Raw genomic sequence first — 26,571 nt, forward strand, 5'->3', positions numbered from 1 at the left:
CTAACCTTTGAAGGTCAGGGCTGTCACCGCGCTGATCGGCACGAACAGGAAACCTTTTTTCTTGGCTTCAGGCAGCCATTTTTGAAGGACCCGAATGGTCGCCGGATGCGGATGGCCGATGGCAATAGCCACGCCTGCCCGTTCGGCAGTTGCCTCCACCTCGGCGAGCTGTTTCAGGATCGCTTTTTCATCAATGACGTGATCTATAAAGATGTCCCGCTTGGCCGATGGCATGCCACGCTCAACGGCAAGGCGATATCCGGTTGAGGCGGATGTTGTCTTGGAATCAAGGAACAGGAGTCCCCTTGCCGCCATAATATCCATCACGATGGCCATCGCCTCTCCGTCCGCGGTAAAGCGGCTGCCCATATGGTTATTAACGCCGACATAACCTTTAAAACTATCAAGATTGCGTATGGTCCGTGCCTTGAGTTCTTCCCTTGATAAGCCCGTCACTAAGGCATCCGGGCCAGGGTCAACATGATGATCTGTTGGCTCCATCGGCAAATGCAGCATAATTTCATTGCCATTCTGGCGCGCCAATTCCACCTTACCCTGAAGGCCAGGCGCGTAAGGCAAAAACGCCATCGTCAAAAGCGCAGGCAGATCATTGAGTGCCACAACCCGCCGGTGACTAAGTCCGACATCATCGATGACAATAGCGATCAACGGCCTTCCCTGAAGGGGCGGCGTCAAGGCTGCATAGCGCTTCCACGCCGGCATTTCGTCACGAAGACCGTCCGCCTGTGTCGCTAAAGAAACTGGCTCAGATACAACCTCTATCACAGACTCAACCGACGCCGTTTCCGGTATCGTGACTGGGTAATCGTTATAGGTAAATGGGCTTTGCGGCACGAGCGGATCAGGACGTGCAGCAGGTTCAACCGCTGCTGTCGGTATAGCAAGAGCACTTACCGACCGAATTTCCGGCGCACTTTCGAAGGGTTCAAATATCTTGCCAATTAAAATGCCCCCGCTCGCGCTGATCATGAGGACAGCCGCGCAAAGAACAACCACGCGGATCGGTGATGCCGTCAATCGATCCACCCGAGATTGCCCCTCCGGTTTCTTTTTCCCCTTTTGTCGGGATGGCATTTAAAATAATCCCCTCGTCAAACACTACGGGTTACTCAACAGCAACTTACCTATGATAATTCTATTTCAATATGGTAAACAAGGCATAAAGATGGCGGCCCATCGCGTGGGCGAGGGTATTTGTACTCTTGATTTTGTTTAAAAAAAAGAGAAACTGCTAATTGGGGCCTTGAAGTCTCCCGTCCTTGTCGACAAAATTCTGACGCACATTTAAGAAAGCGTGATATAGTACTGATATGATTACGTTAATTGATAATTACGACAGCTTTACCTATAATCTCGTGCATTTCCTTGGGGAATTAGGCGCGGATGTGAAGGTCTATCGCAACAATGTGGTGACCGTGGATGAACTGTTCGAAGAAAATCCCTCCGGCATAGTTCTGTCTCCCGGCCCATGCGATCCGGATCGGGCAGGCATCTGCCTTGAAACAGTTAAACGTGCCAGTGTGACCGGAATGCCCGTTTTAGGCGTTTGCCTCGGCCATCAAACAATCGGGCAGGCATTCGGTGGCAAAGTCGTCCGTGCCGATCAGCTTATGCATGGCAAAACATCGGAGATTATCCATAACGGCACGGGCCTCTTTAAGGGGCTGCCTAACCGCTTTACTGCGACGCGCTATCATTCCCTGACCATCGATCCGGCAACCGTTCCCAACACTCTGGAAGTGACCGCGACAACGGAAGACGGGGTTATTATGGGCCTCAGTCACAAGAGCCTGCCGCTGCACGGCGTTCAGTTCCATCCCGAAAGCATTGCGTCCGAACATGGACATGATCTTCTGCAAAATTTCCTTAACCTTACTCGCCCGGATTCCAAGGCCGCGGCATGAGTGATGTTCAACCTAATTTCAAGGCGCTGGTCACAAAGATCGCTGCTGGCCAGACGTTAAGCCAAGCTGAGGCGAAAATCGCCTTTAACATCATCCTCTCCGGCGACGCGACGCCTTCGCAGATGGGTGCCTTTCTGATGGGACTTCATTTGCGTGGCGAAACAGTCGATGAACTGATTGGCGGTGTCTCTGTCTTGCGGGAAAAGGCGACCTACATCACGGCTCCAGAAAATGCGGTAGATGTGGTTGGTACTGGCGGGGATGGCCACGGCACGCTCAATATCTCAACGGCCGCTGCTTTTGTGACCGCTGGCGCAGGCGTTCCCGTTGCCAAGCATGGCAACAAAGCCGCCTCCTCCCGCTCCGGCACGGCGGATGTTCAGGCTGTTCTCGGCATCAATACGGAATGTGATTTTGACCTGACACAGCGCGCGGTTCATGAGGCTGGCATTGGCTTTATGGTCGCCTATCGTCATCATGGGGCCATGCGGCATGTCGGTCCAACACGGGTAGAACTTGGCATTCGCACCATTTTCAACCTCCTCGGTGTTATGTCTAACCCAGCCGCTGTGAAGCGCCAGTTAATCGGTGTGTATGATCCGCGCTGGATGCGGCCGATGGCCGAAACCCTGAAGGAACTTGGTTCTACCCATATATGGGTCATGCATGGCTCTGATGGTCTTGACGAACTAACGACAACGGGGCCCTCTAAAGTTGTCGAGATGAAGAACGGTGATTTTTCAGAATTTGACATTACACCCGAGGAATTTGGCCTCAAGAAAGTCTCGCTTGAGGATTTGAAGGGCGGCACACCGGAAGAAAATGCGAAAGCCCTTATGGGGTTACTAAACGGGGAGAAAGGTCCCTACCGTGACGTAACCCTGTTGAATGCGGGCGCGGCAATTATGATCGGCGGAAAATGTGACACGGTAGCGGACGGCATCAAACTTGCCAAGCAGTCCATCGATAGCGGCAAGGCGCTCACCGCCTTTGAGACGTTAAAGCGCATCTCCAATGAAACAGGACACAGCGAATGAGCATTCTTGCAAAAATTTGCGATGATAAGCGCGAGCATGTTCGTGAAGCTAAAATCCGCACCTCCCTCTCAGATATTGAGGCCGCGGCCAAAGCCGTCACTGCACCGCGTGGCTTTATCCGTGCTCTCAAAGCCCGCCGGGAGGCAGGGGAATATGGCCTGATCGCCGAGATCAAGAAGGCCTCCCCCTCGAAAGGATTGATCCGCGCAGATTTTGATCCACCGTCCCTCGCCAAGGCCTATGAAGACGGCGGCGCAACTTGTCTTTCCGTACTTACGGATATTCCTTATTTTCAGGGCTCCGACGATTATCTCATAGCTGCGCGGAATGCGGTGTCCCTGCCTGTTTTGCGAAAAGATTTTATGATCGATCCCTATCAGGTGGCTGAAGCCCGCGCGCTCGGGGCCGACTGCATCCTGCTCATCATGGCAGCGCTTGATGATACCGAGGCGGAAGAACTTGAATCTTGCGCACAGGATTGGGGTATGGATGTGCTGATCGAGGTACATGATCGGGTAGAGTTGAACCGGGCTGTAAAGCTTAAAAGCCCGCTGATCGGTATTAACAATCGAAACCTGAAAACACTGGAAGTGAATATCGCGACGACAGAAGAGCTCGCCGGTGCCCTGCCAGATGATTGCATCGCCGTCAGCGAAAGCGGCCTTTATACGCCAGAGGATCTCACCCGCATGGAAAAGGCGGGCTGCGGCTGCTTCCTGGTTGGCGAATCCCTGATGCGGCAGGATGATGTAGCTGCCGCCGTTCGCATCCTGCTCCACCGGGCTTAAGGAGAGCATTTTGAGAAAGCTGACCCATTTCGATAAAAAGGGTGCGGCCCATATGGTCGATGTGGGCGATAAGGATGTAACAGAACGAGAGGCCACTGCCGCCGCCTGCATCAAGATGGCGCCCGAGACCCTGAAACTCATACAGGATGGCGATGCTAAAAAGGGCGATGTTCTGGGCGTCGCCCGCCTTGCCGGGATAATGGCAGCCAAGAAAACATCAGACCTTATCCCACTTTGCCACCCTCTCGCGCTCAGCAATGTCACGGTCGATTTTACCATTCAGAAAGCAGAGAACATGATTGAGGTTCGTGCCACCTGCAAGCTGAAGGGCCGCACCGGCGTGGAGATGGAGGCGCTTACCGCCGCATCGATAGCCGCGCTCACCATTTATGATATGTGTAAGGCAGTCGATCGCGGCATGACTATTCTCAATACGCGGTTATTAAAGAAAAGCGGCGGCAAATCAGGAACTTATGAAGCATCATGATTTCCGTAGATGAAGCCCGCACAAAAATCCTGAAAGACATTCTTCCCGTTGGAACGGAAGTTGTTGCGCTCAGCGCGGCGGCAGGCCGCGTGATGGCGGAAGATGCCCTCTCCCGCCGGACCCAGCCTCCTGCCGATATGTCTGCGATGGATGGCTTCGCGGTCAAGACAGGCGATCTTAAATCGATCCCGATGGATCTCAAGATCATCGGGGAAGTCCCCGCAGGTGGCGCCTACGATAAAGAGGTGAAGGCGGGCGAGGCCGTGCGTATTTTCACCGGCGCCCCTCTGCCCCAAGGGACCGACACAATCATCATTCAGGAAGACACCGACTTTAGCAACGAAACTGTTACCGTCAAAGAAGGCGCGGCAAAGGGCACCTATGTCAGACCGGCCGGACTTGATTTTCGTCAAGGCGATGTTGGCCTTACCGCGCCGCGAATTTTAAGCCCGCGCGATATCGGCCTGCTGGCCGCCATGAATATTCCGTGGGTGACTGTCCGGCGTAAGCCGAAGATCGCCTTGCTTTCCACCGGCGATGAACTTGTCCGCCCTGGTGAGCCAATCGGCCCAAACCAGATTATTTCCTCGAACAGCTTGCTTGTCGCGGCACTTATCGAGGCAGCGGGCGGAGAGGCCATTGATCTCGGCATCGCGATGGACAATGCCGAGTCTTTGCGTGAAAAGGTAAAGGACGCCAAATCGGCAGATATGCTTATTACTTTGGGCGGCGCGTCGGTTGGTGATCATGACCTGATCCAGCCGGTTCTCGGCAAGGAAGGGCTTTCCGTAGATTTCTGGCGGATTGCCATGCGCCCTGGTAAACCGCTTATGTTTGGCAGCTTCTCCGGCATACCCATGCTCGGTATGCCGGGCAACCCAGTCTCCAGCATGATTTGCAGCTACCTCTTCCTTATCCCGGCACTTGATGCCTTGCGCGGCATTATCCCGCGACGTCCAACGCGGCAGAAGGCCTTACTCGGTCATGCAATGAAAGCAAATGACCAGCGTGAAGACTATATGCGCGCCACTATTACCGGCGAGAAAGACGGTCGGCCCGTTGTTGAGCTGTTCGCAAAGCAAGACAGTTCCATGCTCTCCCCGCTTTCCTCAGCCGATTGCCTGATTGTCCGCGCTCCCTTCGCCGACGCGCTACAAAAAGGGGCAGAGGTTGACATGATCCCGCTTACTCAACCATATCCTGCCGTCTGATGTAACGGCCGTAGCGCTTGCTCTTTTTCCTTGACGGAGAAAGAGAACTTTTATAGAACATTCATGAAATGTTTTTGATTTGTTCTATACGGTGGATTATCATATGCTGACTAAAAAACAGCACCAACTCCTTCTATACATCCATGAATGTCTGGAAAAGCGAGGAGTTTCTCCTTCTTTCGACGAAATGAAGGAAGCGCTTGATTTAAAATCTAAATCCGGCATTCACCGATTGATTACAGGCCTGACAGAACGAGGCTTTATCCGCCGTCTGCCGCATCGTGCGCGGGCACTCGAAGTGTTGAAGCTCCCCGATGATCTCAGAAACAGGATTGCGGCGGACGCGAATATCACCAAAACATCGGGCTCTCCCAAATTGGTCGAGGTTAATTTCGGGCGTGCGAAAGAAGACGCAAGCAGTTCCGTCAATTTGGATGAAGATGGTTCTATTTCTCTCCCGCTTTATGGACGGATCGCTGCCGGTACAGCGATTGAGGCTTTAAGCGACCCCAGCAATTTTGTGAGCGTGCCTGCAGGAATGGTTGGTCTGGGCCGTCATTATTGCTTGGAAGTTGCCGGCGATTCGATGATCGATGCCGGTATTCATGATGGCGATACTGTTATCATCCACGAAAGCGAGACGGCTGAGAACGGCAGGATTGTAGTCGCGCTGATTGATGATAACGAGGTAACTCTCAAGAGGCTCCGGCGCAAAGGCGGCTCCATCGCGCTTGAAGCGGCTAATCCTGATTATGAAACCCGTATTTTTGGTCCCGATCAAGTCAAGGTGCAGGGGCATCTAGTGGGACTGTTCCGCCAATATTAAATTAAATTAGGTCACTCAGCCTTCTCAGGGCGGTTTCGGTATCTTTCCGGCACCCATGGACGGTCACCGCGCAGATCATTGGCTGTGTCAACCTGCAGTTTCCCATCCGACATAAAATAGAGGCTATGTGAACCGCGGCGCCAGAGATCGAACTTATCTATGACGAGTTGCGCATTTTTGCAATTTTTCGGTGCAGGAATGCGGCTCACGATGATATTGGCACGTCGGCAATCCATCTCCACCCCGGACATAGTCTCCGGAAACGCAATCAATTCCGAGTTCTGGCGCAATACACATCCTGAAGGATCACAAACGAGATTTGAGGGTTGTTCATCCACCACATCCATTCCCATAACGAGCCGCCAACGGTCGGCTTCGAACCGGTCCGCCCTTTGGGAGGAGTAGTATGTCTCCCCCTCCCCGGTTTTCAAGGCATAAAGGTTCCCGCTATCAGAGATCAATATATCCGGCGATCGATTACTAAAGATTGTCAGCATAAGGGCTACAAGCATTGGAAGGGCGATCCAACGGACGGGCTGTCGCCAGATAATAAACCATAGCCCAATAAATGTGCCCCCGATCAGTTGGAGCGCTGAAAAAGTTCCGAGATAGAGCACCGCGTCGGGTAAAGTTGCCGTTTCATGCGCTACCCAGAGAATAAGATCAATCCCGCTACCGACAATGCTAAGCGGGAAGGTAAAGTCGAACGGGAGGCCAATAAAGGCCAGAATAACTCCCGGCATAACCCAGAGCCCCATTATTGGTACGGCGAACAGATTGGCAATCAGGCTATAGGTCGCGACCTGACCAAAATGATAAAGTGCAAAGGGTGCTGTCGCGAGTCCCGCGACAAGGGAGGTCAGGGCTACACCAACGATATAGGCCACGCCCCTTCTGATCATTCCGCCGCTTCGCGCAAAGCGGGAGAGAGCCGGTCCGGCTTGCTCGTAAAGGGATATAAGCGCGAACACAGCCGCAAAGGACATTTGGAAACTGGCACTCACCAGGCTTTCCGGAAACAGAATTAGAATAATCACCGCAGCAATCGCAACCATCCGAAGCGAAAGCGCGGTTCTATCGAAACAAATGGCAAGAAAAAGAGCCGCAATCATGATAAAGGCGCGGATGGCTGAAACACTCATCCCGCTAACAAACAGATATCCCGCGAGGCCAATCAGCGCAACAATTGCCGCAACTTTCTTCACCGGATAGTAAAGGGCAATGTAAGGGGAAAGAACCATCAGGAAACGCACAGCGAAGAAAATCAGCCCCCCGATCATCCCCATATGCATACCCGAAATTGCCAACAAATGAGCGAGGCCGGAAAATCGCATGGCATCGAGTTGATCCTCCGGGATTGCCGCCTTGTCGCCGGTCATGATCGCGATGGCAAAGCCTGCATCCTCCGGTGGCGCGTTGGCAATTACGAATTCCGCAATACTTGCTCTTATTTCGGATGATAAGCTCCGCATTCGTGAAAGCAGGCTATGTTCCTGCCCGACAACGTCAAACGCGCTGATGCTATAACCAACAGCGCCAATGGACTTAAAAAAAGAATGTCGCTGGAAATCATAGCCCCCTGGATAGGCCGGTTCAGGCGGCGGCAGCAGAACCGCCTTCACTTTAACGATCTGGCCGGGGCTGATTTCCCGGAAATTTGTTCGCGAAGACAGCCGGACATAGGCAAGCGACGGAATATCATTATCTGTTTCGAGCCGCAGATCGCCGATTAGAAATTTTGCGGATTTATAGCTGGTTGATTTTTCAAGGACACGGCCGGTCAGTTCCGTTACCAATTTCTTCTGCAATATTGGCGCAGTAACAATCTCTGTGCGCAGAATTGCCGCCGAAAAACCAATGGAAACAAGACACACCGCCCCAATGAACAAACGAGCCGAAGGAACTGCCCTATCCTTCAGAGCGTAAATCAGGAGCAAGAGAGGGACCGGCAGTGCAACCCAAGACAGATCAGGCTCAAACAACAGAGAGAAGTAAATAGCAATGCCGGAACCGATCAATGCCGGAAACCAGAGGAACCAACGGGTCCGGTCCCGGAGGAATTGAGCCATCAGATTATCATGGTCAAATAGGCCCAAAAGGCTCATAGCTCGCGCCTTCCAACGGCATACTTGCCCTCTGCCGAGACACAGGGTACAAATGCCTGCTTTTTACTGATCACCCGGATCAATTTTATAACTGACGAATTGCAAAGTAAATTCCTATGACTGTCGTAACACGTTTCGCCCCTTCCCCAACCGGTTTTCTGCATATTGGCGGTGCCCGTACAGCATTGTTCAACTGGCTCTATGCGCGCCACAACAAGGGAAAGTTCCTGCTTCGCATCGAGGATACGGACCGGGAAAGATCTACGGATGCAGCGATTGACGCCATTCTGGAGGGAATGAAGTGGCTAGGCCTGGATTGGGATGAAGAACCAGTTTTTCAGTTCTCCCGACGCGAACGCCATGCCGAGATTGCGCGGCAACTACTGGACGAAGGCAAGGCTTATTACTGCTATGCCTCCAAGGAGGAACTTGCGGAAATGCGTGAGATCGCACGGGCTGAAAGCCGTCCGCCCGTCTATGACGGTCGCTGGCGTGATCGCGATCCGTCGGAAGCCCCAAGCGGTGTCGATCCGGTAGTTCGCTTCAAATCACCGAATGAAGGCGTCACCATTGTCCATGATCAGGTTCAGGGCGACGTTACTTTTGCGAATGAACAGCTTGATGACATGATCCTGTTGCGCGCCGATGGAACCCCTACTTATATGCTCTCTGTTGTTGTAGATGACCATGATATGGGTGTGACTGACATTATCCGCGGCGACGATCATCTCACCAACGCCGCGCGACAAAAACAGTTAATTGAGGCGATCGGCTGGCCGGTGCCGAACCACTCCCATATCCCTCTGATTCATGGTCCGGATGGCGCGAAATTGTCAAAACGCCACGGTGCGCTTGGCGTGGAAGCCTATCGTGATATGGGTTACCTGCCCGAAGCGCTCCGAAACTATCTTTTGCGGCTTGGTTGGTCCCATGGAGATGATGAGGTAATCTCGACCGAGCAGGCAATTGAATGGTTTAACCTTGAAAATATTGGAAAATCTGCGGCGCGCTTTGATTTTGCCAAGCTTGAAAATCTGAATGGCAACTATATTCGGCAAGCGGATGATGGCTATCTGACGAGCCTTGTTGCCCCAATTTTAGCCAAAAATACCGGCCATGAGATATCTTCTAATCATCTGAAACTAATAGAAAAAGCCATGAACGGCTTGAAAGAACGCGCAAAATCTGTAAACTCCCTCGCAGAGAGTTCCTTGTTTCTGATTGCCGAGCGACCGCTTGAGCTGGATAAAAAAGCCGAAAGCCTGATTACCGAAGAGGCGCGCGCTGTTCTTATGCGTCTGGCGGACAGATTAGAAACGCTTGATCAATGGAACGGGGATACGGTTGAGGCGGCCGTTCGCGCGGCAGCGGAGGCCGAAGACCTCAAGTTAGGGAAAATCGCACAGCCTTTGCGTGCGGCGCTCACTGGAACCACGGTTTCACCCGGCATATTCGATGTTCTGGTCGTTCTGGGCCGGGAACAGTCTATCGGACGAATTCGGGATGTGGTTTCGGAATAAGACCAACTGCAACGGGGCGCAAATGTACCGACGATAAAATCGTCATATAAAGATGAGAAATTCCACCCGGAATTTTTTTGTAAAGACGGGCGCGACAAATGCCTGAAAAACGAAAAGGAAGTGGATGAATGAGTAGCTCTACCGTTACCGGCAATGTCACCCTGTCCGAAGGATCGGACGATAAAACGCTTAGCCTGCCATTAATCGCGGGCAGCGTTGGGCCGTCGGTCATAGATGTGCGCAAATTATATGCCGATACAGGCCATTTCACCTATGATCCAGGGTTCACCTCGACCGCCTCTTGCGATTCTGCGATCACCTATATTGATGGTGATCAGGGCATCCTGATGCATCGTGGCTACAAGATCGAAGAACTTGCGGAAAAAAGTGACTTTATGGAAGTCTGCTATCTGTTGCTCAAAGGGGAACTTCCTGATGTCGCTCAGAAAGACAAATTCACACATGACATCACCTATCACACCATGCTGCATGAGCAACTGACCCAGTTTTATCGGGGTTTTCGTCGCGACGCACATCCAATGGCCGTGATGGTTGGCGTGGTTGGCGCCCTTTCCGCATTCTATCATGACAGCACGGATATTACCGATCCGACTCAGCGAATGATTGCCAGCTACCGTCTGATCGCGAAAATGCCGACAATCGCGGCAATGGCTTATAAATATTCAGTTGGTCAGCCCTTTATCTACCCGAGCAATGAAATGTCCTATGCGGAAAATTTCCTGCATATGACATTCAGTGTCCCGGCGGAACGCTATAAGCTGTCACCGACTATTGCCCGCGCTATGGACCGGATATTCATCCTTCATGCGGATCATGAGCAAAATGCCTCTACCTCTACAGTACGGCTCGCCGGTTCTTCCGGGGCGAACCCGTTTGCCTGTATTGCGGCCGGTATTGCCTGTCTCTGGGGTCCCGCGCATGGTGGCGCGAACGAGGCCGTGCTCACCATGCTGAATGAAATTGGCAGTGTTGACCGGGTTCAGGAATATATCGCAAAGGCAAAAGACAAAAACGATCCGTTCCGCCTGATGGGCTTTGGTCACAGGGTTTATAAAAACTATGATCCGCGCGCCAAAGTAATGCAGCAGACTTGCTATGAAGTTCTGGATGAACTTGGCATCAAGGACGAGCCAATGCTCAAGTTGGCAATGGAACTTGAGAAGATTGCTCTCGAGGACCCCTATTTTGTCGAGAAAAAGCTCTTCCCGAATGTCGATTTCTATTCCGGCATCATTCTGCAGGCTCTTGGTTTCCCAACCAGCATGTTTACCGTACTGTTCGCTGTTGCCCGCACCGTCGGCTGGGTTGCGCAATGGAACGAGATGATGGAAGATCCATCACAGAAAATCGGGCGTCCGCGTCAGCTTTACACGGGCTATTCCGAACGCCCGTATGTTGATCTGAAAAAACGGTAATCACATGAATGGTGTCTCGCACAGAAGCAAGAAAATGGCGCCTTTGGTTGGACCCAAAGGCGCCCATTCTGCGAGACGACTTTATTTTAAGGCGGCGAACGATAACCGGGCGCCGCTTTTTTACCGCATCAGAAAGCTATCCATGATTCTTCTGCCTGCGGCTATGCTGTTATTCTTTGCCGCCGCATGGTATTTCGGCAGCAACTAATCCCCTATTTCCGCTCTATCAACTCGATTTTATAGCCGTCCGGATCCTCAATAAAGGCAATGACGGAACTGCCGTGTTTCATTGGCCCGGGCGGACGCGGAATGTTTACTCCTTGCGCCGCCAGCTTATCACATATCCCATAGATATCCTGAACACCGAGCGCGAGATGGCCAAAGCCGTTTCCTAAATCATAGGGCTCTTCCTGATCCCAGTTGTGGGTCAGTTCAATGACTGCCGTATCCTTTTCCTCTCCATAGCCAACAAAGGCAAGAGTAAATTTGCCACCGGGAAAATCCGTCCGGCGCAGCAATTTCATTTCCAGGTTATTGACGTAAAAATCGATGGATTTGTCTAGATCCTTGACCCGGATCATCGTGTGTAGCAATCGAAAATTGCTGTTGTCAGTGCCACTCATATTATTTTTTCCTTGCGATGAGTTTAAGGATAATCTCCGCTGCCCGCGCCCCGGGGGCTGCGCCGCCCTCGCCCAACTGTAACATGGCCTCCTTATAGGATACAATCTGCTGGGCTCGTTTTTCGTCTGAACGGAAAAGCTCAGCAAGACCTCGCGCCAGATTATCAGCTGTACAGTTTTCCAGTATATATTCGGGCACGGCCTCCCGTTTCAGCAAGATATTCACCAGATTAACATGGTCCAGCTTTACGACGCGACGAGCAATCATATTCGTAATCACGTTCATTCGGTAAGCTATCACGGTTGGCAAACGGGCGAGTGCAAGCTCCAAGGCGACAGTGCCAGAAGCGGCCAGAGCCAAATCTGATGCGACCATTGCATCAAATTTTTCTGCCTCCCCTTCAACAATAAGAACGTCAGCATCCCAATCAGCAGTTTCCGCTCGGATGATTTCACCCGCACGCCCGATAACCGGTACAACCAAACGGAAATATCCAATCTCGGCCAGCAGTTGCGCCACTGTATCCTTGAAAATGGGAAGATGCCGACTAACTTCCCCGCGCCGGCTTCCCGGCAACATCATCAAAAGTCTTTCCTCCGGCGCGATGCCGTGACGCACGCGAAATGCCGGACCGTCGCCCTTATCCGCACCCGTCTCAATCACTGAATGGCCGACAAAGCTGGCGGGGAGCCCTACTGCTTCAAAATAAGGTGGTTCGAACGGAAGCAACGTCAGGATATGATCATAGAGCGCTGCGACCTTCTTTGCCCGGCCCGGGCGCCAAGCCCAGACCGACGGCGCAACATAATGCACCTTCGGAAAGGAAGTTCCAGCCAACTTTCGTGTCACGCGAAAGCTGAAATCCGGCGCATCGACTGTTATAAAAATATCTGGGGCAACGCGTTTGACCTCTGCCGCAGTCTGATCAATTCGTTTCAGGAGTTTCGGCAATCTGGGCAGAACCTCAAACAGGCCCATCACGCTCAGTTCTTCCATCGGAAAGAGGCTTTCAAGCCCCTCCGCCGCCATGAGTGGGCCACCAACTCCGAAAAATTCCAAGTCTGGCGCCTGCTCCTTCAGCCCATTCATAAGCCGCGCGGCAAGCGCATCGCCAGAGGGTTCCCCGGCCAGCATAAAAACCCGGCGATGGGTCCCCTTACTCATTTTATTATGTTTTTCGGATCAAGCCCGACCACGAATAATCCGGCCTCATTTGCCCGGCGTAGGGTTTCCTTCAAATCAAGGACGAGCGTCAATCCCGCCTCTACCGCAATACCACGCAAATGAGCCTTCGCTGCGAGGGAGACCGTTTCCGGGCCAATGGTCGGCATATCCGCTGCCAATTCCTGGCCCGGCTTGGATAGCTTGACGAGGACGCCGGCAGGTTCATCCCAGGCAAACTCCGAAGTCCGCATTAAAAGCTTATCCGTCCCCTCGGCAGCTTCAACTGCCAATACATAGCCGTCCCGGATAATTGCAGCCTGACCGATATCAAGCGCGCCAACGGCCTTTACTATACGAATACCGGCGGCGATGTCCGCCTCATCCCCAGCTGATGGAGTGACTTTACCAAGACACCCAGTCGCCACCAGCAAGTCTGTCGCCAGTTCATGGACGCCAACAACGGTAAACCCCTTGTCCTTCACATAAGTGGTGATGGCCCTCATCAGACCGTCATCCCCTTTACGCGCCGCGCCGGTAATCCGACCGAGGAGCTTTACCCCCTCCATATCCGGCACTAGATTTTTAAGGTCTGGACGCTTCACCGGTCCGGCGAGCGTAATATGGGTGCAATTTTCGCGGGACAAAGCTTTCAGGAAACGACCCACCTTCGTAATCCGGATTACTTCGTGAGGGAAATCAGCATATTGCGCAGGATCTGCCTCCCCCTCAACGAGAAGAAGATATGGTGCCTCCCCACGCGCACGTAATGTAGAGGCCAGAGCAAGAGGCAGGCTGCCGCTTCCAGCAATAATCCCGACACGCATGCTCGTTGCGTTATTCTGGCTGACAGAATCCACGCTTTGTTTCTTCATTGATGAATTTTAAAACCGTTTGCACGGAAGGGAAACCAGCAAATTCTTCTGGCACAGACTTGCAACGATCCGCAAAGGTGCCTTCCCCGGTAAACATGTATTTATACGCGCTGCGCAGGGCATGAATATCATCCCGCAAAAACCCTCGTCGTTTCATTCCGGTAAGATTGAGGCCGCCAAGGGTTGCCCGATTTCCGGTTGCCGATCCAAAAGGAATTACATCCGTCTCAACGCCGGACGCCCCGCCGATCATTGCATGTTCCCCGATACGGACAAACTGATGTACCGCAGAAAGACCGCCGATAATAACGAAATCGCCAAGTTCAACATGCCCACCCAAGGTCGCATTATTCACAAGGATAACCTGATCCCCAAGAATACAGTCATGCGCAACATGGGAACCGATCATAAGCAGGCATTGATTACCAATCTCGGTTCGCATGCCGCCCCCCTCAGTTCCGGGGTTTATCGTGACATGCTCGCGAATTATACAGTTTTCACCAATCGTGAGTTTTGATGGTTCGCCGGAGTATTTCAGATCCTGCGGCGCATGCCCGACGGAAGCAAACGGAAATATGGTTGTGCCTTGCCCGATAAGGGTATGGCCATCCACTGCGACATGCGATTTCAGATTCACATTCGCTTCAAGCGTGACATCCTTGCCGACAACACAAAAGGGGCCGACAATCGCATCCGAATGAACCGACGCACCGTCTTCAATAATTGCTGTCTGGTGAATATTGCCCATTCAGTATCCAGTTACCTTCACAAATCAGATTAAACTATTGCGCTATAGCTAACGCAGAACAGACCGGATCACAAATCAAGCTGTGTTACAACCAGTTACCTGTTATTTTAGTCGACGATCATCGCGGAAAAATCAGCTTCCGCTACCTTTTTGCCGTCTACGAGAACTTCGCCTGAAAAGCGCCAGACGGCCCCCCTGCTCTGCTTAACTTTTACCTGCACATGCATTGTGTCGCCGGGCGTTACGGGTTTGCGAAAACGAGCGTTGTCGATTGACATAAAGAGGACTTGCTTTCCCCGAGAATCCCCACCAAGAGTTTTGATGACGAGAACACCCGCTGTCTGCGCCATTGATTCCACAATCATCACGCCGGGCATAATTGGTCGTCCCGGAAAATGCCCCTGAAATTGCGGCTCATTCATTGTTACATTCTTGATACCCGTCGCCGAGACTCCTGGAACGATATCCACCAGCCGATCTACCAGCAAGAGTGGATAGCGATGCGGTATCATTTCCATAACTTTTAGAATATCGAGGGTGTCGGCCGTATCTGAGGAAGAATTTTCAGTCATGTTACAGAGCCTTTGTTTTTCGATAATTTACTCAAAATCGCCATCTGGCGGAAAAACTGTTTCCGGGGTCGCGCCGGAAAGCCAGCATAAATCTCACCCGCCGGGATATCTGATATAACGCCAGACTTTGCCGAGATTTGGGCACCACGCCCGATCCTGATATGGCCAGCCAAACCGACCTGCCCTCCGATGACAACCTGGTCTTCAATGACTGTACTGCCGGAAATTCCCGTTTGCGCGGCAATAATCACGCCATTGCCAATGGTGACATTATGCCCCACCTGCACAAGATTATCGAGCCAAGTGTTATCACCGATAACTGTATCCGGCCCGGAGCCTCTATCAATCGCCGTATTGGCACCAAACTCACAGTTTGATCCGATTATTACCCGTCCGAGCTGAGGTATCTTAATGTTTCCCGTTGCATCCGGCGCAAACCCAAATCCATCCTGCCCTACTTTCACGCCGTTATACATGACGACGTTATCGCCAATATGGCAGTAGCTCAGGACTGAGCCAGCACCGATCCGGCAATTATCTCCAATGCGAATACTCTTGTTCAATACTGCATGTGGACCGATGATAGCGTTAGCACCGACGACAACGTCATCCTCGATAACGGCATATGGCCCAATGGACGCGTTCTCTCCAATTTCTGCGGTGGGAGAGATTATCGCCGTCGGATGGACACCGCCGTCGCCCAGCCTAGGAGCATAGAATTTATTGGCAATCCGCGCATAGGCCTTATAGGGATTTTCCGCAACTAGAATGGCGAGACCTTTCGGAAACTTTTTAAGGGCCTTGCTGCTCGCGATACAGGCAGTCGCATTGGTATTAAGAAATTTCTCTAGATATTTTGGATTGCTGAGAAATGTAAGGTCACCCTCTCCTGCCTGATCGAGAGGACGAACATCAGAAATCATAATATTTGGATCAACGCCGAGTGCCAGTTCAATGTCCGGAATTTTAGCAAGTTCCGCAAGTGAGAATGGTCCCGAGACCCGATAAAAATGTGGATCAGGCATCAGCTTTTCTTCAACGGTACAATTTCAACCTTGATCTTCTTAAGACCCTTGTTCAGCCGTTCCATTACCTTTTGTGTTACTTCAAGAGGCTTTTCCACAAACAAGACTTCACTGACATCAAGAACCAGAGCCGCGCCATTCTCATCCATCACTTCACGAATAATTGGCAACATCTGCTGCCTAACATCATCAAGTGCCTTCACCCGACTGAGCTGTAGCTGTCTGTTCTTTTCCTGTACTTCGACCCGAAATTTAGCAGCCTTACGGTTAAAATCAGTTTGTTTCTTTGAATAAGCCTCAGGCGTTACAAGAGTTTTCTGCCGTTCGATCTGTGTCCGCTCGTCCTTAAGCTTTTTCTCTGCTGCTGTTAGGGCCGCATTGGCTTTCTCCTCATGCGTCTTTACTTGAGCATTTATATCTTTAACAACGTCCAGTTCACGCATGACCTTTTGCATATCAATAACGCCAATAATCACCGATGACTTTGACTGCGCCGCACTCATTTGAATAAAACTGAACAATAGACAAAAAAGAACAAAGGATTTTTTTGTGATGCGTAAGATCATGTTTCTTTCCTAGAAGCGTGTTCCAAAATCAAGCTGGAAAACCTCATCCTTATCATAGTCTTCCTTCAGTAAGGGAACCGCGACATTTATTTGAATTGGCCCGAAAGGTGACACCCAATTAAGACCGACGCCAACCGAGGCTCTTATGCTGGGGCTATCCACAATTCCTGGATCTGAATCATCGATTCCCGTCAAAGTTCCCACATCAATAAATGTTCGGCCAAGAACACCGTATTCTTCAGGAAGGCCCACCGGAAAACGAAGCTCGGAAGAGGCGACGAAATAGGCATTACCACCAAGAGAATCTCCCGAAGCAAGATCACGTGGCCCAATACCCCGGTTTTCAAATCCGCGGAAGTTCCGCCCCCCGACATTATAACGCTGCGCCAAGATAACATCTTCGCCAAGCCCGAAGATATACCCACCAGTTACACCAGCACTTAACACAACGTCATTTTCATAAACAGGAAAAAACCGGATATAGCTTGCATTTGTAGCAAGAGAACGGACGTCCCCGCCCAGACCGGAAAGTATCTGTCCGAAAGTATATTTACTACCTGTTGTGGGAAATAATGTATCATCCAGATCACTGATCGTAATTGTATATCCAACTGAAGAAATCAAATATTCCCCTGCTGCCTTCTGGATACTAACGGGCGCGGTAGACTGCACATTGTCAATTTTTTCATTTACCAAACTATAAAAAACATCGCCCCGGATATTTTGTTTAATCGGAAAACCAGACCTGAGAGTAAAACCTGTACGTTCCAGATCATATCCACTCTCATCCTGAAAATCGCGAACTGTTCTGAATATATCAAAACCGGCACTCAAATCGCGATTAAGGAAATAGGGTTCCGTAAATCCAATATCGATTGTCTGGCTGTCAGAGCCAATTGAGATACCAAATCGCAAATCCTGCCCACGGCCTAGAAGGTTCCGTTCGCGAATTTGCAGGTCTGCCGATACGGAATCTGTTGTGGAGAAACCTGCACCGACGCTAAGCTCACCGGTTGATTTTTCCTGCACATCGACATTAATGATTGTTTTATCGGCATCTGTCCCCTCATCCTGGGTCACTTCAACCTTTTCAAAGAAATCCAGCCCCCGAACACGGGATTGAGAGAGCCGCAGCAGTGCCGTGTTAAAGGCGTCCCCTTCGGCAAGTTTCATCTCACGCCGGATAACATAATCAAGGGTCCGGACGTTGCCCGTAATATTAATTCGCTCTACATAGACCCGTGGGCCCTTGTTTATTTCATAGGTAACAGAAATTTTCAGATTTTCACGATCACGGTCAATACGAGGGCGAACATTTACGAATGCGTAACCAAGTTTACCAAGTTCAAAGGTTATCTTCTGGATGGTGTCTTCTATCTTGTCGGCATTATAGGTATCGCCTTCGACGGTCGTCACCTGCGCCATCAACGCTTCAGATGAGATTTCCTTGATCTCACTCTTGACGTCGATTGCGCCAAATTGATACTTCAGCCCCTCTTCAACGGCAAAAGTAATGAAAAACCCATCCCTGTCCGGCGTCAATTCCGCAATTGCCGAGACCACACGGAAATCGGCATATCCTTTGGAAAGATAGTATTTACGCAATAATTCTCGGTCAAAGGTCAGGCGGTCCGGATCATAGGTATCCGAATCTGAGAGAAAATTATACCAGCGACTTTCTTCCGTTGAAATCTCGCTCAGCAGTTGACTGTCACTGAAATTTTTATTTCCGTAAAAACGGATTTTCTTGATTCCCGTCTCTTCGCCCTCATTGATCTCAAAGACAAGGTCAACCCGGTTCTCAGGAAGAAGAATAACTTTCGGTTCAACAGTTGCCGCGAAACGGCCACTGCGCCGATACACCGTGATAATGCGCTGCACATCATTCTGCACCCTTGCACGGGTATAGACAATTCGCGGTCGAAGTTGAATTTCCGCACTCAGCGTCTCATCTTCAATACGGCGGTTTCCCTCAAATGCCAGTCGGTTGATAATGGGGTTTTCAACAACATCCACAATCAAAACCGTGCCATCCTGACGAATGGAAACATCCGCAAACAGACCCGTATTAAAGAGCGCCTTGAGAGAGCGATCAACACGAGAACGATCATAAGGCGTTCCGGCCGTAACCAGCAGATAGGATTTTACCGTGTCATCCTCGATCCGCTGGTTTCCCTCAACCCGAACTTCGGAAATAATAACTGATGATTGCGCGTGGACAGGCGGGCTGATAGACAGCGTCGCCGAGAGCGTCGCAAAGGCGAACACTACAAAAAATACAAAAACGCGCAAAATCCCACCCCCCTGAGCGGACAGCCTCAATTAACGTAGATCATTTTTATCAGACCTGACCTGTCAGGAAAACAAGCCTGTGAAAAAATCTTTCACCCACGGTTTGTTTATATCATTCCATGTGGCAAATACCATTAGCATCAGTACGAGTGATAGTCCAATTCTGAAACTAAAATCCATGGCTTTTGCAGACGGGGGCTTACCGCGTACAGCCTCATAGGCATAAAAGGCAAGATGACCGCCGTCGAGCATCGGCACCGGAAACAGGTTTATCAAGCCAAGACTGATAGAAACAAAGATCATAAAGTTAAAAAGCGAAAGGGCATTATCGAGCAATCCCTCTCCCCGTTTCGCCGCGTCACCAGACATTTTTAGAATGCCGAGGGGGCCGCTCAGTTCCTTCGTGTCCCGCGTTCCTGCGAACATCTGCCCAACACCTTTCAGTGTTGCTGTCGTGATAAACCATGTCTGATCGACGGCACTCACAAGGGCACCGACAGGGCCGTGCTTTACAAACTCTCGCCCCGTTGACACAATCCCGAGGCGACCAATGCGCTGGACATTGCCATCGGCGTCAATTTGCTCAACAATATGTGGCGTGACGGACAAATCGATAATACGCCCGTCCCGATCGACCTTCATTTTGAGAGGCTCATCGAGCCCAACGAGAACCGTTCGGCGAAGCTCCTCAAAACTGCTAATATTAGAGCCATTTACAGATAAAATGCGATCGCCGACCTCGATACCTGCTTCTGCAGCGGCGCTCTCAGCCTGAACCTCTCCAGCGACCGGCGGGGTCTGTGCCTGGCCAAGCGCCATAAAAAGGATCGCCATAGCAACAATTGCAAAGATGAAATTGGCGGCGGGTCCGGCAAAAACAATCGCTGTGCGTTGAAGTAACGATTTATGATGGAAGCTGACTTTCTTCTCTTCATCGGACATGTTATCAACCTCGTCCGAGGCATCGCTCGCAACACCGGCGTCTCCATGAAACTTTACATATCCACCAAACGGAACGGCGCAGACTTTCCATCGACACCCATTTTTATCATAGCGCCCCCACAGCTCAGGGCCGAAGCCGATCGCAAAGGCATCAACCTTCACACCGCAAAGACGCGCCACCTTGTAATGGCCATACTCATGGACAAACACAAGAACCGTGATAACGACAACAAATGCCGGGATGTAAATCCAGTTATCTATCAGAAAATTCATGTAACTCTATGCTCTCGATTTCCGCTTAGATTGATGCAATAATGGCCCGCGCGATTTCCCGACTTTGCCTATCGCATTCAAATATATCTTCAATCTGGGCCAATTCGACGACCTGCGCACGACTCAAGCATTCTTCGACTACTGACGCGATATCCAAAAACCCGATTTCGCCGGTCAGAAAGCTTTGAACCGCCACTTCATTAGAAGCATTTAAGGTCGTTGGCGCCGATTTTCCAGTGTTAAGCGCTTCCCGCGCCAGCCTTATCGCGGGAAATCTAGCAGTATCCGGTTCACAAAACGTCAACGATCCAGTCTTTGCAAGATCCAGTCGCTCGGCAGGGAAGCAGTGCCGCTCCGGCCAGCCAAGTGTGTAGGAAATTGGCGTCCGCATATCCGGTGCGCCCATCTGCGCCAGAACAGAGCCATCGCGATACTCCACCATGCTATGGATTACGGATTGCGGATGAATGAGGATATCAATTTTTTCTGGTGCGACAGGAAACAACCGAACTGCCTCGATATATTCCAGCCCCTTGTTCATCATGGTCGCGCTGTCGATCGATATTTTGGCCCCCATATCCCAATTGGGGTGAGCAAGCGCCTGAGCGCGCGTGACAGACTTCATTTGATCGAAGGTAAGATCAATAAACGGCCCACCGGAAGCCGTCAGGACCAACCGCTCCACACTATCGATCTGATCAAAATCCAACACCTGAAAAATAGCGTTATGCTCGCTGTCCACCGGTAGAAGCGTTGCGCCGTACTTTTTTACATCCCCCAGCACAAGATCACCGCTGCAGACCAATGCCTCCTTATTCGCGAGGGCGATGATCGAGCCAGTTCGGATTGCGGCAAGCGCTGGCGCTAACCCCGCCGCCCCAACAATGGCAAGCATTACCCAATCAACTTTCCGACTCGCCGCCGCAATCAGGGCGTCCCTTCCTGCGGCAACCTCGACGCCACTTCCCTCGAGAGATGATTTGAGTTCTGCATATTTACTTTCATCGGCGATAACTGCGAGGCCTGCGCCAAACTGCCGTGCCTGTTCCGCGAGAAGAGTAACATTTTCATTGGCCGTCAACACATCGACAGAAAATTTACCCGGAGCGCCCGCGACTAAATCCAGCGTGCTCACACCGACAGACCCGGTCGAGCCAAATATACTGACGCGCCTGACTCCAGGTTTAGTATTCGGAGAAGTATCCGCCGCTGCGGCGCTCATACTCATCACGATACTCCATTCATAAACATGATAATTACCATTAATACTGGTGCCGTAAGGAATACACCGTCCAATCGATCCATCACGCCACCATGACCGGGGATCAGATTACTCGCATCTTTAATCCCGAAGTGGCGCTTCCAAGCGGATTCAGCGAAATCGCCCATTTGAGCCAGAATAGCACAGATTGCGCCAAGTCCCAGTATCCAGATTGTCGCAACCTGCCCGTCCACGAGATAGCGATTAACAAGATAAGCAACAATCATGGCAGAAATAATACCGCCGATCAGGCCGGCCCATGTTTTATTCGGACTTATCGCAGGAGCAATTTTTGGTCCGCCAATCGTTTTACCGCTGAAATACGCGCCGATATCCGTGGCCCAAATAACCAAAAACAATCCAAGAGTAACAGCAAAACCCATGTCTGGAATACCGCGCAGCATCAAAAGCGACAAAACCGGCAAGCCGATACAGAAGGGACCGATCCATGCCCAAATCAGACGATCCTTTTTCTTAAGGGTAATGGCCGCAAAGACAACTAAGGCAGAACCTAAGATAATTACTGTAATACTTTGAAATAATTCATATTTATACGCAAAAATTATTGCACCGACAATACTTGCAGCCGTCAAAAAGGTCAAAATGCCCGGTGATTTTTCGAGCGATGCATGACACCATTCATAGGCCATGATCAAAGCCGCGCCGACGAGAAAGAGAAGAAAACAAAGCCCGCCATAATAAAGCGCCGCAACTGCGATGGGCGCAAGAACAAGGGCAGAAATCACCCTTTGCTGCAGAGACGTCAAAGATGATAACAGCACTTAAAGCGCCCCGTACCTGCGGTTCCGGCTTCCATACTCTTCAACCGCCGCAAGCAATTCCTGCCGTCGAAAATCAGGCCAGAGGACATCCAGAAAAACAAATTCAGTATAGGCACATTGCCAAAGCAGGAAATTGCTCAACCGTTGTTCCCCGCTGGTCCGGATCAAAAGATCTGGCTCCGGGAGATCCGCCGTTTCAAGATGGCGTGCAACCATGTTTTCATCGATATCTTCTGGGGATATTTCACCGTCCTTGATTTTCTCACCCAGGGCCTTCATCGCTCCGACAATTTCTGCATGACTGCCATAGCTAAGGGCGAGGGTCAGGGTGAGTTTACTATTGTCCTTGGTCCGAACCTTCAACTCTTCAATCAGATCTTGAATATCTTGGGGTAATTTATTGGTATTACCGATAAACTTTACCCGAATCCCGGCATCACAAAGGGCCTTGATTTCCTTCTGGAAGAAGTAGCGAAAGAGGCCCATCAAATGGTTTATCTCTTCGACGGGCCGGCTCCAGTTTTCAGACGAAAATGCAAACAGAGTCAGGTAGCGGATGCCGAGTTCATTACATCCCTTAAGCGCCTCTCGCACGGCCTCGGCTCCCTGCTCATGCCCACGCAGGCGCTTTAGAGAACGTTTCGCCGCCCAGCGTCCGTTCCCGTCCATGATAATCGCAACATGTTCCGGAATGATAGTTGTGCCGGTTTCGGCAGAAGGTACAACTGTCATGCGTCAGACCTGCATGATTTCCTGCTGCTTCTCTGACAGCATTTCATCGACTTGATCGACATAATTATCTGTCAGCTTCTGGATAGTGTCTTCCGCCTTCTTGCGGTCATCTTCTGAAAAGTCGCCATCTTTTTCGGCGCCCTTCGCGTCATCCATGCCATGTCGACGGACATTGCGGATCGCGATCTTTGCATTTTCGCCATAGCCTGCGGCCACTTTTGCCAGTTCCGCGCGGCGTTCTTCTGTCAATTCAGGGATCGGAACCCGGACAATACCGCCGTCTACGACTGGATTGAGACCCAAGCCAGAGTTGCGGATCCCTTTTTCGACGGCTTTGACATTCGTTGTATCCCAGACCTGAACGCTGAGCATTCGCGGTTCCGGTGTGCTGACCGTACCAATCTGATTGATCGGCATCGAGGCGCCATAGCTTTCCACCATGACCGTATCGAGCAAGCTTGTATGCGCCCGACCCGTCCGCAGTCCCGCAAACTCATGCTTTAATGCATCAAGTGCACCCTGCATGCGTTTTTCCAGGTCTTTCATATTTGGCGCCGCCATCTCTATCTCTCCTCCATCATCGGGACGGTTATCCCGACCTCTTCTCAACTATAAGCCAGTCGACATTATATCGCTAAACAACTTCTGTGAAACATCCTTCTTTTTTAAGGACGCGGGCGAAGGCCCCTTCTTCCTGAATGGAAAACACAAGAATGGGAATATTGTTCTCCCGTGCAAGCGAGATTGCAGCCGCATCCATCACCTTAAGATCCTTGGAAAGGACCTCCAGATGAGAAAGTGTTTCATACCGCTCCGCATCGGGATGCTGACGCGGGTCCTTATTATAAACCCCGTCAACATTCGTTCCCTTCAAAAGGGCATCGCATTTCATTTCAGCCGCCCGAAGCGCGGCAGCGGTATCAGTTGTAAAATAGGGGTTGCCTGTACCGGCTGCAAATATGACGATGCGGCCTTTTTCAAGGTGACGTTCCGCACGGCGGCGAATATAGGGCTCACACACCGCAGACATTGGGATGGCAGAGAGGACCCGGCTATCCATGCCCAAGGCCTCTATCGCGTTTTGAAGCCCAAGAGCATTCATCACAGTCGCCAGCATTCCCATATAATCTGCACTGGAGCGGTCCATTCCCTTGGCTGTGCCGGAAACGCCGCGGAAAATATTTCCGCCGCCAACCACGACGCAAACCTCAATCCCCATATCATGGGCGACGCCGATATCCTTGGCTATTCGGGAAACTGTCTCAACGTCAATACCATATTGCTGATTTCCAAGAAGTGCTTCACCAGAACATTTCAGGAGAACCCTGCGGTACTGAGGCTTATTCGACATATTCTTCCCCACAACTCGTACATATGGTTAACGGCATCGGCAAGACAGCATACAGAAAAAGTATGATTTGAAAAGCCGCGAAGCCGCACATAAAAATATGGCGGCCTCTGGAGGAGACCGCCATAAATTCTTCATCTTACCGCGTTTATTGAACTGCGGCGGCGACTTCGGCGGCGAAGTCGCTTTCTTCCTTCTCGATCCCTTCGCCAACGGCATAGCGAACCATGCCGGTAACTTCGATCGGGCTACCAATTTCCTTGGCAACATTTTCGATCGCGGCTTTAACAGAATTTTCGCCATCAATCACGAAAGTCTGCTCCAGCAGGACAACATCCTTGTAAAACTTGCTGAGGCGTCCTTCAACCATCTTGGCGATAATCTCTTCAGGCTTGCCGGATTCACGGGCCTGCTGCGAGAGAACCGCACGCTCACGCTCAACCGCTGCCGGATCGAGATCCGCAACACTGATCGACTGCGGGCTTGTTGCCGCGACATGCATGGCAATCTGCTTACCCAGTGTCGCAAGTGCCGCCGTGTCGCCTTCACTTTCGAGGGCAACCAGAATACCAATTTTGCCAAGGCCATCGGCAACGGAATTATGCACGTAAGTGGCAACAACGCCGTTTTTAACACTGAGCTGCGCCGCACGGCGAAGCGCCATGTTTTCGCCGATGGTGGCGATGGCATCGGTCAGCTTTGCCTCTACGGTGTCGGAACCGCCCGGGAAGGTTTCCGCCTTGATCTGATCAATATCACCACCCTTTTCGGCGGCAATCGCGGCAATACCGCTCACCAGTTTCTGGAAATCTTCATTACGACCAACAAAGTCAGTCTCAGCGTTCACTTCAACCACCGCACCGGAGGTGCCGCTGGCAGCAACGCCGACAAGACCTTCCGCCGCGACGCGGCCAGACTTCTTAGCCGCAGTGGCAAGACCCTTGGTCCGCAGCCAATCGATCGCCGCGTCCATATCGCCGTCTGTTTCTTTCAGCGCTTTTTTACAATCCATCATGCCCGCACCGGACCGAGTGCGGAGTTCTTTAACCAGTCCCGCTGTAATAGCAGTCATCATTCTTCCTCGCGTTTGATTTCTTAAAGTGGGAAAGCGCCCTATTCCCTACATAAATAGGAACGCCCCTCTCAAATTTAAGACGCTGGCGCGTTTGCCTCGTCACCGTCTGCTTTTTTTGCTTCAGGTTCCGCAGCGGTTTCCTCAGCAGGAGCTGATTCCTCAGCCTTTTCGGCAGGGGCTTCTTCAGCTGGCAGCTCTTCTACCATTGCCGGAGTTTCTGCAGCACCCAAGTCAGTTCCCTGACTTGCCATTTCCACGGAGATGCCGTCAATAACGGCCTGCTTGAACAAATCGCAGTAAAGGCTGATGGCACGGAGAGCGTCGTCATTACCCGGGATCGGATAGGTGATGCCATCCGGATCAGAGTTACTATCAAGGATCGCAACAACCGGAATACCAAGCTTGTTAGCTTCCTGTACAGCCAGTTCTTCCTTGTTGGTATCGATCACAACGATCACATTCGGCAGACCGCCCATTTCCTTAATACCACCGAGCGCGCGTTCAAGTTTGTCGCGCTGACGGGTCTTTTTCAGGATTTCCTTCTTGGTCAAACCTGTATGTTCCCCCGCGAGCTGCTCTTCGAGCTGGCGCAGCTGCTTGATCGACCCTGAAACTGTCTTCCAGTTGGTCAGCATACCGCCGAGCCAGCGATGGTTGACATAGAACTGGGCGCATTGTGTGGCGCTTTCTGCAACGACGTCAGATGCCTGGCGCTTCGTGCCGACGAACAGAACACGTCCGCCGCCTGCGACTGTATCGCGCACAACTTTCAGCGCCTGATAAAGCATCGGCACTGTCTGTTGCAGATCGAGAATATGAATTTTGTTACGAGCGCCGAAGATATAAGGACCCATTTTCGGGTTCCAGCGACGTGATTGGTGACCAAAGTGAACACCAGCTTCCAAAAGCTGACGCATGGTAAAAGTTGGCAGAGCCATTCTGCAATCTCCTTTTCCGGTT

The 26,571-nt window shown here is 51.3% G+C and carries 26 protein-coding genes; 8 read left to right on the top strand and 18 right to left on the bottom strand.

Annotation, left to right across the window (positions count from 1 at the left end):
* Positions 1 to 1,095 (bottom strand): divergent polysaccharide deacetylase family protein, encoded by a 1,095-nt coding sequence (locus LKE13_RS14805; protein WP_227952166.1) that lies wholly within the window; start codon positions 1,093 to 1,095, stop codon positions 1 to 3.
* A gap of 236 nt (positions 1,096 to 1,331) precedes the next feature.
* Between LKE13_RS14805 and LKE13_RS14810 the strand changes: the two genes are divergently transcribed.
* From LKE13_RS14810 to lexA, 6 genes are all read left to right on the top strand, one after another.
* Positions 1,332 to 1,925, top strand: a complete 594-nt coding sequence (locus LKE13_RS14810) for an anthranilate synthase component II (RefSeq protein WP_227952167.1) — start codon at positions 1,332 to 1,334, stop codon at positions 1,923 to 1,925.
* Positions 1,922 to 2,962, top strand: a complete 1,041-nt coding sequence (gene trpD / locus LKE13_RS14815) for an anthranilate phosphoribosyltransferase (RefSeq protein ID WP_227952168.1) — start codon at positions 1,922 to 1,924, stop codon at positions 2,960 to 2,962. The genes LKE13_RS14810 and trpD overlap by 4 nt, the downstream gene beginning before the upstream one ends.
* Positions 2,959 to 3,750, top strand: a complete 792-nt coding sequence (trpC, locus tag LKE13_RS14820) for an indole-3-glycerol phosphate synthase TrpC (protein ID WP_227952169.1) — start codon at positions 2,959 to 2,961, stop codon at positions 3,748 to 3,750. The genes trpD and trpC overlap by 4 nt, the downstream gene beginning before the upstream one ends.
* Positions 3,751 to 3,760: 10 nt before the next feature.
* Positions 3,761 to 4,237 carry a cyclic pyranopterin monophosphate synthase MoaC gene (moaC, locus tag LKE13_RS14825; protein ID WP_227952170.1) on the top strand — a complete coding sequence of 159 codons (477 nt, stop codon included), beginning with the start codon at positions 3,761 to 3,763 and terminating at the stop codon, positions 4,235 to 4,237.
* On the top strand, positions 4,234 to 5,448 hold the full coding sequence (glp, locus tag LKE13_RS14830) for a gephyrin-like molybdotransferase Glp (RefSeq protein ID WP_227952171.1): 1,215 nt from the start codon (positions 4,234 to 4,236) through the stop codon (positions 5,446 to 5,448). Before moaC ends, glp begins: the two co-directional genes overlap by 4 nt.
* A gap of 103 nt (positions 5,449 to 5,551) precedes the next feature.
* On the top strand, positions 5,552 to 6,274 hold the full coding sequence (gene lexA, locus LKE13_RS14835; RefSeq protein ID WP_227952172.1) for a transcriptional repressor LexA: 723 nt from the start codon (positions 5,552 to 5,554) through the stop codon (positions 6,272 to 6,274).
* 11 nt (positions 6,275 to 6,285) lie between these two features.
* On the opposite strand, the gene LKE13_RS14840 is transcribed toward lexA, so the two are convergent.
* Positions 6,286 to 8,379 (bottom strand): ComEC/Rec2 family competence protein, encoded by a 2,094-nt coding sequence (locus LKE13_RS14840; RefSeq protein ID WP_227952173.1) that lies wholly within the window; start codon positions 8,377 to 8,379, stop codon positions 6,286 to 6,288.
* 116 nt (positions 8,380 to 8,495) lie between these two features.
* Here LKE13_RS14840 and gltX point away from each other — a divergent pair, with 116 nt between their 5' ends.
* Both gltX and gltA read left to right on the top strand, forming a co-directional pair.
* Positions 8,496 to 9,899 (top strand): glutamate--tRNA ligase, encoded by a 1,404-nt coding sequence (gltX, locus tag LKE13_RS14845; RefSeq protein ID WP_227952174.1) that lies wholly within the window; start codon positions 8,496 to 8,498, stop codon positions 9,897 to 9,899.
* 128 nt (positions 9,900 to 10,027) lie between these two features.
* Complete coding sequence (gene gltA / locus LKE13_RS14850) at positions 10,028 to 11,335, top strand: citrate synthase (protein WP_227952175.1); 1,308 nt, start codon at positions 10,028 to 10,030, stop codon at positions 11,333 to 11,335.
* Between the two features lie 212 nt (positions 11,336 to 11,547).
* Here the strand turns inward: gltA and gloA are convergent, their stop codons facing one another.
* The 16 genes from gloA to rpsB all read right to left on the bottom strand — a co-directional run bounded on the left by gloA (position 11,548) and on the right by rpsB (position 26,549).
* Positions 11,548 to 11,958 carry a lactoylglutathione lyase gene (gene gloA / locus LKE13_RS14855; protein WP_227952176.1) on the bottom strand — a complete coding sequence of 137 codons (411 nt, stop codon included), beginning with the start codon at positions 11,956 to 11,958 and terminating at the stop codon, positions 11,548 to 11,550.
* Position 11,959: 1 nt separating this feature from the next.
* The gene (gene lpxB, locus LKE13_RS14860; RefSeq protein WP_227952177.1) at positions 11,960 to 13,123 is read right to left on the bottom strand and encodes a lipid-A-disaccharide synthase; all 1,164 of its coding nucleotides are present in this window, start codon (positions 13,121 to 13,123) and stop codon (positions 11,960 to 11,962) included.
* A complete protein-coding gene (locus LKE13_RS14865) occupies positions 13,120 to 13,995 on the bottom strand; it encodes an LpxI family protein (RefSeq protein ID WP_227952178.1) in 876 nt (291 codons plus the stop codon). The genes lpxB and LKE13_RS14865 overlap by 4 nt, the downstream gene beginning before the upstream one ends.
* Positions 13,958 to 14,743 carry an acyl-ACP--UDP-N-acetylglucosamine O-acyltransferase gene (lpxA, locus tag LKE13_RS14870; RefSeq protein WP_227952179.1) on the bottom strand — a complete coding sequence of 262 codons (786 nt, stop codon included), beginning with the start codon at positions 14,741 to 14,743 and terminating at the stop codon, positions 13,958 to 13,960. The genes LKE13_RS14865 and lpxA overlap by 38 nt, the downstream gene beginning before the upstream one ends.
* Positions 14,744 to 14,850: 107 nt before the next feature.
* Entirely contained in the window at positions 14,851 to 15,315 is a 465-nt protein-coding gene (gene fabZ, locus LKE13_RS14875; protein ID WP_227952180.1) for a 3-hydroxyacyl-ACP dehydratase FabZ, read from the bottom strand.
* A complete protein-coding gene (gene lpxD, locus LKE13_RS14880; protein ID WP_227952181.1) occupies positions 15,312 to 16,340 on the bottom strand; it encodes a UDP-3-O-(3-hydroxymyristoyl)glucosamine N-acyltransferase in 1,029 nt (342 codons plus the stop codon). Before lpxD ends, fabZ begins: the two co-directional genes overlap by 4 nt.
* Positions 16,340 to 16,906 carry an OmpH family outer membrane protein gene (locus LKE13_RS14885; protein ID WP_227952182.1) on the bottom strand — a complete coding sequence of 189 codons (567 nt, stop codon included), beginning with the start codon at positions 16,904 to 16,906 and terminating at the stop codon, positions 16,340 to 16,342. The genes lpxD and LKE13_RS14885 overlap by 1 nt, the downstream gene beginning before the upstream one ends.
* A 9-nt stretch (positions 16,907 to 16,915) precedes the next feature.
* Positions 16,916 to 19,198 (bottom strand): outer membrane protein assembly factor BamA, encoded by a 2,283-nt coding sequence (bamA, locus tag LKE13_RS14890; RefSeq protein ID WP_227952183.1) that lies wholly within the window; start codon positions 19,196 to 19,198, stop codon positions 16,916 to 16,918.
* A 63-nt stretch (positions 19,199 to 19,261) separates the two neighbouring features.
* On the bottom strand, positions 19,262 to 20,413 hold the full coding sequence (gene rseP / locus LKE13_RS14895) for an RIP metalloprotease RseP (RefSeq protein WP_227952184.1): 1,152 nt from the start codon (positions 20,411 to 20,413) through the stop codon (positions 19,262 to 19,264).
* Positions 20,414 to 20,438: 25 nt separating this feature from the next.
* Positions 20,439 to 21,641 (bottom strand): 1-deoxy-D-xylulose-5-phosphate reductoisomerase, encoded by a 1,203-nt coding sequence (gene dxr / locus LKE13_RS14900; protein ID WP_227952185.1) that lies wholly within the window; start codon positions 21,639 to 21,641, stop codon positions 20,439 to 20,441.
* Positions 21,641 to 22,456 (bottom strand): phosphatidate cytidylyltransferase, encoded by an 816-nt coding sequence (locus LKE13_RS14905; protein ID WP_227952186.1) that lies wholly within the window; start codon positions 22,454 to 22,456, stop codon positions 21,641 to 21,643. Before LKE13_RS14905 ends, dxr begins: the two co-directional genes overlap by 1 nt.
* Positions 22,457 to 23,188: an isoprenyl transferase gene (locus LKE13_RS14910; RefSeq protein WP_227952187.1), complete on the bottom strand. Its 732-nt coding sequence runs from the start codon at positions 23,186 to 23,188 to the stop codon at positions 22,457 to 22,459.
* A gap of 3 nt (positions 23,189 to 23,191) precedes the next feature.
* A complete protein-coding gene (gene frr / locus LKE13_RS14915; RefSeq protein ID WP_227952188.1) occupies positions 23,192 to 23,749 on the bottom strand; it encodes a ribosome recycling factor in 558 nt (185 codons plus the stop codon).
* Between the two features lie 73 nt (positions 23,750 to 23,822).
* On the bottom strand, positions 23,823 to 24,539 hold the full coding sequence (pyrH, locus tag LKE13_RS14920; protein ID WP_227952189.1) for a UMP kinase: 717 nt from the start codon (positions 24,537 to 24,539) through the stop codon (positions 23,823 to 23,825).
* Positions 24,540 to 24,684: 145 nt separating this feature from the next.
* The gene (tsf, locus tag LKE13_RS14925; protein ID WP_227952190.1) at positions 24,685 to 25,608 is read right to left on the bottom strand and encodes a translation elongation factor Ts; all 924 of its coding nucleotides are present in this window, start codon (positions 25,606 to 25,608) and stop codon (positions 24,685 to 24,687) included.
* A gap of 77 nt (positions 25,609 to 25,685) precedes the next feature.
* On the bottom strand, positions 25,686 to 26,549 hold the full coding sequence (rpsB, locus tag LKE13_RS14930) for a 30S ribosomal protein S2 (RefSeq protein ID WP_265334915.1): 864 nt from the start codon (positions 26,547 to 26,549) through the stop codon (positions 25,686 to 25,688).
* Positions 26,550 to 26,571: the final 22 nt, after the last annotated feature.

Source organism: Sneathiella sp. HT1-7 (assembly GCF_020731145.1).
Lineage (GTDB): Bacteria > Pseudomonadota > Alphaproteobacteria > Sneathiellales > Sneathiellaceae > Sneathiella.

Excerpts from the sequence above, each read along its gene's own strand:
- gltA (WP_227952175.1), top strand. The coding sequence starts at position 10,028 with ATGAGTAGCTCTACCGTTACCGGCAATGTCACCCTGTCCGAAGGATCG.
- gltX (WP_227952174.1), top strand. The coding sequence starts at position 8,496 with ATGACTGTCGTAACACGTTTCGCCCCTTCCCCAACCGGTTTTCTGCAT.
- lpxD (WP_227952181.1), bottom strand. The coding sequence starts at position 16,340 with ATGCCTGATCCACATTTTTATCGGGTCTCGGGACCATTCTCACTTGCG.
- frr (WP_227952188.1), bottom strand. The coding sequence starts at position 23,749 with ATGGCGGCGCCAAATATGAAAGACCTGGAAAAACGCATGCAGGGTGCA.
- LKE13_RS14910 (WP_227952187.1), bottom strand. The coding sequence starts at position 23,188 with ATGACAGTTGTACCTTCTGCCGAAACCGGCACAACTATCATTCCGGAA.
- glp (WP_227952171.1), top strand. The coding sequence starts at position 4,234 with ATGATTTCCGTAGATGAAGCCCGCACAAAAATCCTGAAAGACATTCTT.
- LKE13_RS14840 (WP_227952173.1), bottom strand. The coding sequence starts at position 8,379 with ATGAGCCTTTTGGGCCTATTTGACCATGATAATCTGATGGCTCAATTC.
- LKE13_RS14805 (WP_227952166.1), bottom strand. The coding sequence starts at position 1,095 with ATGCCATCCCGACAAAAGGGGAAAAAGAAACCGGAGGGGCAATCTCGG.
- fabZ (WP_227952180.1), bottom strand. The coding sequence starts at position 15,315 with ATGACTGAAAATTCTTCCTCAGATACGGCCGACACCCTCGATATTCTA.
- trpD (WP_227952168.1), top strand. The coding sequence starts at position 1,922 with ATGAGTGATGTTCAACCTAATTTCAAGGCGCTGGTCACAAAGATCGCT.
- dxr (WP_227952185.1), bottom strand. The coding sequence starts at position 21,641 with ATGAGTATGAGCGCCGCAGCGGCGGATACTTCTCCGAATACTAAACCT.
- lpxA (WP_227952179.1), bottom strand. The coding sequence starts at position 14,743 with ATGGGCAATATTCACCAGACAGCAATTATTGAAGACGGTGCGTCGGTT.
- LKE13_RS14885 (WP_227952182.1), bottom strand. The coding sequence starts at position 16,906 with ATGATCTTACGCATCACAAAAAAATCCTTTGTTCTTTTTTGTCTATTG.
- lexA (WP_227952172.1), top strand. The coding sequence starts at position 5,552 with ATGCTGACTAAAAAACAGCACCAACTCCTTCTATACATCCATGAATGT.
- tsf (WP_227952190.1), bottom strand. The coding sequence starts at position 25,608 with ATGACTGCTATTACAGCGGGACTGGTTAAAGAACTCCGCACTCGGTCC.
- lpxB (WP_227952177.1), bottom strand. The coding sequence starts at position 13,123 with ATGAGTAAGGGGACCCATCGCCGGGTTTTTATGCTGGCCGGGGAACCC.
- gloA (WP_227952176.1), bottom strand. The coding sequence starts at position 11,958 with ATGAGTGGCACTGACAACAGCAATTTTCGATTGCTACACACGATGATC.
- pyrH (WP_227952189.1), bottom strand. The coding sequence starts at position 24,539 with ATGTCGAATAAGCCTCAGTACCGCAGGGTTCTCCTGAAATGTTCTGGT.
- rpsB (WP_265334915.1), bottom strand. The coding sequence starts at position 26,549 with ATGGCTCTGCCAACTTTTACCATGCGTCAGCTTTTGGAAGCTGGTGTT.
- trpC (WP_227952169.1), top strand. The coding sequence starts at position 2,959 with ATGAGCATTCTTGCAAAAATTTGCGATGATAAGCGCGAGCATGTTCGT.
- rseP (WP_227952184.1), bottom strand. The coding sequence starts at position 20,413 with ATGAATTTTCTGATAGATAACTGGATTTACATCCCGGCATTTGTTGTC.
- LKE13_RS14810 (WP_227952167.1), top strand. The coding sequence starts at position 1,332 with ATGATTACGTTAATTGATAATTACGACAGCTTTACCTATAATCTCGTG.
- LKE13_RS14865 (WP_227952178.1), bottom strand. The coding sequence starts at position 13,995 with ATGAAGAAACAAAGCGTGGATTCTGTCAGCCAGAATAACGCAACGAGC.